Origin of the sequence: Microcystis sp. M53598_WE2 (assembly GCF_030067735.1) — a bacterium.
Lineage (GTDB): Bacteria > Cyanobacteriota > Cyanobacteriia > Cyanobacteriales > Microcystaceae > Microcystis > Microcystis aeruginosa.
The window spans coordinates 1-1,778 of sequence record NZ_JASJFE010000022.1 but is presented as its reverse complement, the minus strand read 5'-3'; the positions used below and the strand labels follow the sequence as shown (position 1 = coordinate 1,778).

Sequence of the window (1,778 nt, the reverse complement as noted above, 5' to 3'; positions counted from 1 at the left end):
TCAGTGACAAAAGTTTCTCCATCTATGAGAGGATGATTTTCTGGAGATTGATATTTTCCCGTTTTCACTTTCCGTTGGAGATGTCGGTTCATAGGTATTATGACTATCTACTGAGAAAATCAGCTTGATCTTAATTTTAAGCTAAATATCGACAAAAAAAAGCTCTCCGGGAAAAAGGAGAGGGGAGAGAACGAGTTAGAAAAAGTTATTAATGTAACCATCCTTTCAGACGACGTGCGACTTGAGGACGACGTAATTTTCGCATCGCTTTAGTTTGAATTTGACGTACTCGTTCGCGAGATAAATTGAACATTCCTCCCACTTCCTCTAGGGTATAGGGTTGACTGGTAGCTAAACCATAACGGAGGGAGATAACATCTTTTTCCCGTTCCGTGAGAACATCACTTAAAACTGCGAAAATTTCCTGACGCATCATCATCTCATTCATTTTATCTTCGGGAAGTTGTAGATCATCATCCTCCAACAGATCCACTAATTCCGTATCTTCTCCTTTCCCTACACGATGATTTAAAGAGAGAGATTGACGACGCAATTGTAATAATTGCCGCAATTGTTCGGGAGTCATTTCCAACGCTTCTGCGAGTTCCCTTTCATTGGGATTGCGCTGTAAATCTTGCTTGAGAATGCGCTGCGCTTTTTTGAGTTTATTGAGTTTTTCGACAATGTGAATCGGTAAACGAATTGTACGCGCATCGTTAGCAATGGTGCGGGTGATTGCTTGTCGAATCCACCAATAAGCATAGGTAGAGAATTTATAACCTTTATTGGGATCGAATTTTTCGGCCGCACGGTTGAGTCCGATCGCACCTTCTTGAATTAAATCTAAGAAAGGAACTCCGCGATTTAAATAGCGTTTAGCGATAGAAACCACCAAGCGCAAATTAGAACGAATCATTTTCCGTTTAGCTGTTCGTCCGCGATAAAGACGGTTTTCCAGTTGACGTTCATTATCTAATTGTAAAGCGTTTGCCCATTCCGTTTTCGTCGGGGGACGATGTAAATTTTCTTGTAGTTTTTGGCGCACTTCTTCCGCTTCCATCAGAAACTTAACCGAGTAGGCTAATTCAATTTCTTCTTCCGCATTAAGCAGGGGATAACGGGCCATTTCTTTAAAAAATGCCCCAACAGTATCTTCATTGCTGCCTTTATCGTATCCAGTTCCACTACCCCCACGAGTGGTTTTTAGGGTTTCCGGTAAAGGTTCAGTCAGATCTTCGTCAGTTCTTTCAGCAAAATCCACGCTGTCTAGTTCTAAAGGATTTGTCTCCAGGGCAATGATTTGATTAAAATTATCATCAGCGGCTAGTTTAGAGATTTTCATAAGCAGTTATGGATGGAGTGGGATTATAATAGCAGGGAGAAACTCAATTTCTCCCAATGGGCTGATTGTTACATTGAATTTTCGGGGAGCAGATTTTTTAAACGTTTTCTTAATTAATGGCGGCCATTTCTGGGATATAATTGCGCGATTCTGTGTCGATGGTTACAAATCGCCGAACCAGACAATAAGATTTTCTGGTGAATAGGGGAGACTTTCAGGGTTTCCACTTATACAATCTAACTAAGGTTTTTGGTATTTGACTAGGTAAAGATCACGCTTCTTAACAATCAAGATAGCAGTCAGCTTTTTATTACTAATCTTCGCTTTTTCTATTGAGAACCATTCTCACCTTTTGACTAACTATACTGCGATTTAATAGCTAATAGACAATAATTATCATTTGGAAAGATTTCACGGGCTAAAAATCAAAATTTGC

At 39.9% G+C, this 1,778-nt stretch carries 1 protein-coding gene; it reads right to left on the bottom strand.

Annotated features, from left to right (window positions below):
- Positions 1 to 208: 208 nt before the first annotated feature.
- On the bottom strand, positions 209 to 1,342 hold the full coding sequence (locus PX636_RS00500; protein WP_002796062.1) for an RNA polymerase sigma factor, RpoD/SigA family: 1,134 nt from the start codon (positions 1,340 to 1,342) through the stop codon (positions 209 to 211).
- Between the last annotated feature and the right edge of the window lie 436 nt (positions 1,343 to 1,778).